This is a genomic window from Streptomyces sp. NRRL WC-3618, from assembly GCF_001280005.1.
In the GTDB taxonomy this organism is placed as follows: Bacteria; Actinomycetota; Actinomycetes; order Streptomycetales; family Streptomycetaceae; genus Streptomyces.
Map to the genome: position 1 here is coordinate 48,242 of NZ_LGDW01000437.1, position 7,200 is coordinate 55,441.

Sequence of the window (7,200 nt, forward strand, 5' to 3'; positions counted from 1 at the left end):
ATCTGACCAGGGACGTCCCACCGTACGGCGCCACCGGCCGCCGCAGGGCGGAGTTCGGGTCGCCGTCGGCGAACCTTCTCCCGTCCTTCTCCCGGGAACCCTTGACCCGTCCGGTGATCTCCGGCTTAGGGTGGCCGCCCCCGAACAGGAGTACCCCACCCATGACCAGCCTGTACGTGCGGGAGATCACGCGCGAGGAGCATCTGGCCCATCTGCGCCGGTCTCCCGACGCGAGCCATCTCCAGATCCCCGAGTGGGGCGGCGTGAAGCCCGACTGGCTGCCCGAGAGCATCGGCTGGTTCGAGGGCGAGCCGTCGGGCGAGGCGGCGGGGGCTCCTGACGACGCCATGGTCGCCGCCGCGCTCGTCCTGTACCGGCCGATGCCCGGGACGCGGCGCTACCTCGCGTACCTGCCCGACGGACCCGCGATCGACTGGCGGACCCCGCGCCTGGAACGCTGGCTGGACCCGCTCGTCGCCCACCTGGAGCGGATCGGGGCGTTCGCGGTGCGGATGGGGCCGCCCCTGGTCGTACGCCACTGGGACGCGGCGACCGTGACGGCGGGCATCGCCGACCCCGACGTGCGGCATCTGCGTGATCTGCCCGCCGCCGGCATCGACGGACACGCGCTCGACGCGGCGGAGCGGCTGCGGCGGCTCGGGTGGCGGCCCTGCGACGAGGACGACGGCAGCGGTTTCGGCCTCGGCCAGCCGCGCTACGGATGCCACATACCGCTCGCGGGCCGCACGGAGGACGACCTTCGTGGCGCCCTCGCCCCGTACTTTGAACAGTCCCTGCGTACGGCCGAGTCGGCGGACGTCCTGGTCTCGTGGGTGTCGGACGCCGACCTGCCCGAGTTCCACCGCCTGTACACCGCGACCGCCGCCCACGACGGCTTCAAGGCCCGCCCGTTGGACTACTTCCGGCGCATGTGGCAGGCCCTGAACGACTCGGACGAGGACCGGCTGCGCCTGTACGTCGCCGAGTACGAGGGTGAGGTGCTCTCCGGCGCCCTCATGATCAACGTCGGCTCCCGGGCCTGGCACTCGTACCCCGCGTCCGGCCGCCGGGGGCGCGGACTGCGGCCCAGCAGCGCCCTGTTGTGGCGCATGCTGTGCGACGCGCGGGCGTCGGGCGCCGAGACGTACGACCTGCGTTCCATCACCCCCACCCTCACCGAGGACCGGCTGCTCGGCCGGCTCCGCTTCAAGACGGGGGCCGGCGGCCGGGCGGTGGAGTACCTCGGCGAGTGGGAACTACCGGTGGGCAGCCAGGGCAAGTTGCTGCACCGGGCACTGGGGGTCTACCTCGGCCGCAGATGACCCCCCGCCCCGCACCCCGGTTCCCCTCATCCCGGCGTCACCAGCCGCGCCTCGTACGCGAACACCGCCGCCTGCGTACGGTCCCGCAGCCCCAGTTTCACCAGGATGCGGCTGACATGCGTCTTGATCGTGGACTCGGCGACCACCAGCCGCCCCGCGATCTCCACGTTCGACAGGCCCTGCGCGATGAGCACCAGCACCTCGGTCTCCCGGTCGGTCAGATCGCCGTACGCCGCCTGCGCGCCCGGCATCAGACGCGGCGCCTCGGAGAGCTTCGAGAACTCGGTGATCAGGCGCCGGGTGACCGAGGGGGCGAGCAGGGCCTCGCCGGCCGCCACCACCTTGACCGCGTCCGCCAGTTGGCGTGCCGACGCGTCCTTCAGCAGGAAGCCCGACGCGCCCGCCCGCAGCGCCTGGTACACGTACTCGTCGAGGTCGAACGTCGTCAGCACCAGTACCTTCGCCGCGCTGTCCGCCGCGACGATCTCCCGGGTCGCCTCGATACCGTTGAGTTCGGGCATCCGGATGTCCATCAGGACGACGTCCGGGGCGAGTTCGCGTACCCGGTCCACCGCCTCCCGGCCGTTCACCGCCTCGCCGACGACCTCGATGTCCGGCATCGCGTTCAGCAGCACGGAGAAGCCCTCGCGGACCATCATCTGGTCGTCCGCGATCAGTACGCGGATCGTACGGGCGCTCATGCCCCCTCTCCGCCCTCGTCCGCGATGCTCGCCGCCGGCAGGAAGACCGTGACCTCGTAGCCGCCGTCGGCCGTCGGGGCCGTCGTCATCTCGCCGTTCAGCATGGAGACGCGCTCGCGCATCCCCGTCAGACCCTGGCCCGCGCCCTGCGTCGGCGTCTGCTTCACGAACGACACCTCCGCCGCCGGGCCGTTGACTATCCGCAGGCCCAACCCGCCCAGCACGTACCCGATTTCGACCCGCGCGCTCGCACCCGGCGCGTGCCTCAGCGTGTTGCTCAGCGCCTCCTGCACGATCCGGTACGCCGACAGCTCGACGCCCTGCGGGAGTTCACGCACCGCGCCCGTCACCACCTTGTCGACGGCGAGGCCCGTCTCCCGCACGTTCGCGAGCAGCGCGTCGAGGTCGGCGAGGGTGGGCTGCGGGGCGTCGGGAGCCTCGTAGTCCTCCGCCCGTACGACGCCCAGGACCCGGCGGAGTTCGGTGAGCGCGGCCACCGCGTTCTCGCGGATCGTCGCGAAGGCCTTCGCCAGTTCCTCGGGCGGGTCCTCCACCCGGTAGGGCGCCGCCTCCGCCTGGATGGCGACGACCATCATGTGGTGCGCGACGACGTCGTGCAGCTCGCGCGCGATGGTGGAGCGCTCCTCCAGCAGGGTGCGCTTGGACCGCTCGCGCGCGGTCACCGTCTGCTGCGCGGTGACCTCCTGCTCAGCGGCCCGGCGCACCAGCAGCACGGTCACCACGAGCAGCGCCAGCGCGGAGACGAAGAGGAAGGGCACGGCGTTGCTGTTGAGGTAGCGGTTGCCGAAGAGGCCCTCGGCGACCATGCAGTACGCCGCCGTCAGCGCCCACATCCAGGCGGCCGTACGCGGCCGGGTCCGGACCGCCACGACCGTCAGCACCACCAGATGGGTGACGGTGCTCGAAGGCAGCAACGGCCAGTCACCGTTTCCGGACTGGCCGATCACGGCGACGATCGGGAGCGAGGTCAGGGAGAACCAGAAGGCCCCGACCGGCCGGACCAGCGTCAGCAGGATCGGCCCCGCCGAGAAGACGCTCATCACCAGCGCCTCGAACAGACTCCCCCCCGTCTGGGCGAAGGAGATGAGCACGGCCAGCATCCCGGCCGCGCACACCAGGGCGTGCCGCGTCCAGACCGCGTACGGGCGCAGCCTCCCGGGCAGGGCCCGGGCGATCTGGCCGGGCTTGTCCCGCGGAGGCAGCGGGCGGTAGGCGAAGGGGTCGTCCAGCAGGTCCGCGCGCAGCCCCGCCAGCGCGTCCATGGCCAGCCGGAACTCGGGGCTGTTCGACAGACCGTCGCCCGCCGGCCTCGGCCCGGGCTTCGTCTGCGTGTGGGTCGTCTCAGTCACACCCATCACGGTAGGCGGCACACGGGCGTCGGTCGTCAGCAGTGAGAGGGGTTCTTCGCCGTCCGTCTCAGGTACTACGGCGCCCGCCGGGGACCGCTACGAGGCCCTCACCACGCCAGTTGGGCGATCTCCTCCGCGACCACCGCGCACGCGTCCGCCACCGGGTCGATCAGCGGGAAGTGACCGACGTCCGCCAGCAGCGTCAGCCCGACCACCTCACCGGCCTTCGCCGCCGCGTCCGCGTACGACTCGGCGACGATCTCCGGTACGTCGGTGTCGGCGCGCCCCTGTACGAGGGTGGTCGCGATCCCGGTCGGGAGCAGCAGCGCCGGGTCGGCGTAGGGCTGACGTTCCGCGAAGTGCCCTTCGCCGCCCAGGAGTTGACGGGCGGCGTCGGAGCAGACGGCCAGCTTCTCGGCGACCGCGAAGTCCGCGATCGGGGCGAGGGCGACCACTCCGCGCAGGGGGGCGGGGCGGGGCAGGAACCAGGGCGCGTCGGCGGGGAGCAGGTGCCGGGCGGCGACCCACAGGGCCAGGTGACCGCCCGCCGAGTGCCCGGTGACGACGGTGCGGCGCGGGTCGGCCTGCGGAAGGCGGGCCGCCGCGAGGGCGGGCAGGGCGTCGAGCGCCGCCGCGAGGTCGTCGAAGGTGTCGGGCCAGCGCCCGGCGACAGCGGGGTCGTCGTCGCCCCGCCGGTACTCCACGTTGGCCACGGCGAACCCGCGCCGGGCCAGGAACGCGGCGAACGGTGTGATGTGCCGGCGGTCGTACGGCGCCCGCCAGGCACCCCCGTGGATCACGACGACCAGCGGCGCGCTGCTGTCGTCGGGCAGCGACCGGGGGCCCTGCGGGGCGTAGAAGTCGATCACCTGGTCGGGGTGGTCGCCGTACGCGGCGGTGGCGTCCGGGTCGACGGGCGCGTGCGAGAAGGCCGACTTCTCCTCCGCCGCGCGCGCGGCCGCGGCACTGGCCCCCGCGGCGCCGTGCTCACGTGCTACGGCATCGTCCGGCATTGCTCCAACCTCTCAGCGACGTAAAGGAATTGGCGGACCTGGAGAGAATTCGGCCGTCGCCGGGACGCTATCAGGCCCCGTGACGTGCGCCGACACGCGGAAGGGCCGGCGTGACGTACACGCCGGCCCCCACCGAACCGCATCCACACCGGCTCAGCCGGCCACGACCTCACCCAGCACCCGAGCCGCCCGCTCCACGTCCGCGAAGCCGACGTACAGCGGAGTGAACCCGAACCGCAGCACGTCCGGCCGCCGGAAGTCGCCGACGACGCCCCGCTCGATGAGCCGCGCCATCACCGCGCCCGCGTCGGAGCACCGCAGCGCGATCTGGCTCCCGCGCTCGGCGTGCGCGTCCGGCGTCACCGACTCGACGCGGCCCTCCGGGACGTACTCGTCGACGCACTCCAGGAAGAAGTCGGTCAGGGCAAGGGACTTGGCCCGTACGGCGTCGATGCCGACGCCCTCCCAGACGTCGAGGGCCGACTCCAGGGCGAGCATGGACAGGATGTCCGGCGTACCGACCCGCCCGCGCGTCGCACCCGGGGCGGGGGCGTACTCGGGCCGCATGCCGAAGGGGTCGGCGTGCGAGGTCCAGCCGGGGAGCGGGGAGTCGAACCGCTCCTGGTGCGCCTGGTTCACGTACAGGTAGGCGGGCGAACCGGGCCCCCCGTTCAGGTACTTGTAGGTGCACCCGACGGCGAGGTCCACCCCGTGCTCGTCCAGCCCGACCGGCAGGGCGCCCGCGCTGTGGCACAGGTCCCAGACGGCCAGGGCGCCGGACGCGTGGATGGCGGCGGTGAGGGCGGGCAGGTCGTGCAGCCGGCCGGTGCGGTAGTCGACGTGGTTGAGCAGGACAGCGGCGGTACGCTCACTCAACTCCCCGGCTATGGCGCCCGGTTCGAGCGGACGCAGGGTGCAGCCGGTCATCCGGGCGGCGGACTCGGCGATGTAGCCGTCGGTGGGAAAGGTGGTGGCGTCGACGAGAATCTCGTCCCGGCCGCTGCCCTCCCCACCCCCCGCCAGCCTTACAGCTCCCACAAGTGCCTTGAAAACATTGACACTTGTCGAGTCGCCGACGACGATCTGCCCGGCCGCCGCACCCACCAGCGGGGCGATACGGTCACCGATCCGCTCGGGCGCGGTCCACCACCCGCTCTCGTCCCAGGACCGGATGCGCAGCTCGCCCCACTCCCGGCGTACGACGTCGTCGAGCCGGCCGGGGACGGACGCGGGCAGCGCGCCGAGCGAGTTGCCGTCCAGGTAGGTGACGCCGTAGTCGAGCACGAACTTCTCGCGCACCTTGGCGAGTTCGTCGCGCGAGTCCAGCCTCGCGGCGACCTCCGGCTTCGAGGGCAGCAACTCAGACATAGGACCTCGCCGTCCACAGCTCGGGGAACACGTTCTTCTGCGCCCGCTTCTCCAGCCAGGCCACCCCGGCGGAGCCGCCGGTACCCGCCTTGGCGCCCATCGCGCGCCGGGTGGCCACGAGATGGTCGTTGCGCCAACGCCACACCAGCTCGGCGACGTTCGTCAACGCCTCGCCGAGACGCGCGAGTTCGTCCTCGGGGTCACCGGAGTAGAGCGCGGTCCAGGCGGCCTCGACCTCGGCCGAGGGCTCGTACCGCTGGGACACGTCCCGGGACAGGACGGCGTCCGGAACGGCGTATCCGCGCCGGGCGAGCAGCCTCAACACCTCGTCGTACAGGCTCGGTTCGTGCAGCGCCTTCTCCAACTCGGCGTGCACGCGCGGGGCCGCGCGGTGCGGTACGAGCATCGACGCGGACTTCTCGCCGAGCAGGAACTCCATCCGCCGGTACATCGCGGACTGGAACCCGGAGCCCTCGCCGAGGGCGGCGCGGTACGAGTTGAACTGGGCGGGGGTGAGCTGGGCGAGGGGGCGCCACGAGGCGTTGAGCGCCTCCAGCTCACGCACGGAACGCTTGAGCGCGGCGACGGCGGTGGGTACGTCCTCGCCGCGCAGCGCCTTCGAGGCGGTCTCCCACTCGTGCACGATGACGGTGAACCACAGCTCCATGACCTGGGTCGTCACCAGGAAGACCATCTCTCCGGGGTCGTCGGAGAGGGTGTGCTGGAGGTGGGTGAGGACGTCGGCCTGGACGTAGTCCTCGTACGGCGTGGTACCGGCGAAGTCGAGATGCGGGGTCTCGGGCTCCGAAGCCTCGGGGGGCTGAGCCTGGAGGGACATCGCTGTCTCCTGTTGTACTCCGGGTAGCGGTCCGCCCCTGCCGAATTCCGACACGGGGGCCCCGGTCCCCGGGGCATCTAACACAATCGTGCCCCGACCGCGCAAGGCCCGCCTGTTCACGTCAAAGGCGGGCCTCGCAGTACAGACAGGGGAATACGGGGAACTACGGGGGGACTACTGGCCGAGCGTCTGGGCCGCGGTCGGGGAGGAGTCCTTCAGGAACTGGGTGCAGCGCTCGTACTCCTCCTGCTCACCGATCGAACCGGCGGCGCGGGCGAGTGCGTGCAGGGCCCGCAGGAAGCCACGGTTCGGCTCGTGCTCCCAGGGCACCGGCCCGTGGCCCTTCCAGCCGGCGCGGCGCAGGGAGTCGAGGCCGCGGTGGTAGCCGGTGCGGGCGTAGGCGTACGACTCGACGACGCTGCCGCGTTCGAACGCGTCGTCGGCGAGCTGGGCCCAGGCGAGGGAGGAGGTGGGGTGTTTCGCGGCGACGTCGGCGGGGGCGGCGGCGTTGGCGGGGGGGTCGCGGGGGCCGGGGGAGGCGGGGGGGGGGGGGGGGGGGGGGCCCCCGAGCGGGGTTTTGGGAAGGGT

At 72.5% G+C, this 7,200-nt stretch carries 7 protein-coding genes; 1 reads left to right on the forward strand and 6 read right to left on the reverse strand.

The window, feature by feature from the left end; all coding sequences use genetic code 11:
• The first annotated feature begins 161 nt into the window (after positions 1-161).
• On the forward strand, positions 162-1,322 hold the full coding sequence (locus tag ADL01_RS28540) for a lipid II:glycine glycyltransferase FemX (protein ID WP_053744871.1): 1,161 nt from the start codon (positions 162-164) through the stop codon (positions 1,320-1,322).
• Positions 1,323-1,348: 26 nt separating this feature from the next.
• Here the strand turns inward: ADL01_RS28540 and ADL01_RS28545 are convergent, their stop codons facing one another.
• The 6 genes from ADL01_RS28545 to ADL01_RS28570 all read right to left on the reverse strand — a co-directional run.
• Complete coding sequence (locus ADL01_RS28545; protein WP_053744872.1) at positions 1,349-2,023, reverse strand: response regulator; 675 nt, start codon at positions 2,021-2,023, stop codon at positions 1,349-1,351.
• The gene (locus tag ADL01_RS28550; RefSeq protein WP_053744873.1) at positions 2,020-3,399 is read right to left on the reverse strand and encodes a sensor histidine kinase; all 1,380 of its coding nucleotides are present in this window, start codon (positions 3,397-3,399) and stop codon (positions 2,020-2,022) included. The genes ADL01_RS28545 and ADL01_RS28550 overlap by 4 nt, the downstream gene beginning before the upstream one ends.
• Positions 3,400-3,500: 101 nt before the next feature.
• Positions 3,501-4,406 carry an alpha/beta hydrolase family protein gene (locus ADL01_RS28555; RefSeq protein WP_053744874.1) on the reverse strand — a complete coding sequence of 302 codons (906 nt, stop codon included), beginning with the start codon at positions 4,404-4,406 and terminating at the stop codon, positions 3,501-3,503.
• Between the two features lie 153 nt (positions 4,407-4,559).
• Positions 4,560-5,774, reverse strand: coding sequence for a kynureninase (gene kynU / locus ADL01_RS28560; protein ID WP_053744875.1), 1,215 nt, complete (start codon positions 5,772-5,774; stop codon positions 4,560-4,562).
• Entirely contained in the window at positions 5,767-6,612 is an 846-nt protein-coding gene (locus tag ADL01_RS28565) for a tryptophan 2,3-dioxygenase family protein (protein ID WP_053744876.1), read from the reverse strand. Before ADL01_RS28565 ends, kynU begins: the two co-directional genes overlap by 8 nt.
• Positions 6,613-6,786: 174 nt before the next feature.
• Positions 6,787-7,200 (reverse strand): DUF3151 domain-containing protein (locus ADL01_RS28570; protein WP_053744877.1); only part of this gene is annotated, 414 nt, incomplete at its 5' end.

Coding starts and splice junctions, on each gene's coding strand:
- ADL01_RS28555 (WP_053744874.1), bottom strand. CDS start 4,406: ATGCCGGACGATGCCGTAGCACGTGAGCACGGCGCCGCGGGGGCCAGT.
- ADL01_RS28545 (WP_053744872.1), bottom strand. CDS start 2,023: ATGAGCGCCCGTACGATCCGCGTACTGATCGCGGACGACCAGATGATG.
- ADL01_RS28540 (WP_053744871.1), top strand. CDS start 162: ATGACCAGCCTGTACGTGCGGGAGATCACGCGCGAGGAGCATCTGGCC.
- ADL01_RS28550 (WP_053744873.1), bottom strand. CDS start 3,399: ATGGGTGTGACTGAGACGACCCACACGCAGACGAAGCCCGGGCCGAGG.
- ADL01_RS28565 (WP_053744876.1), bottom strand. CDS start 6,612: ATGTCCCTCCAGGCTCAGCCCCCCGAGGCTTCGGAGCCCGAGACCCCG.
- kynU (WP_053744875.1), bottom strand. CDS start 5,774: ATGTCTGAGTTGCTGCCCTCGAAGCCGGAGGTCGCCGCGAGGCTGGAC.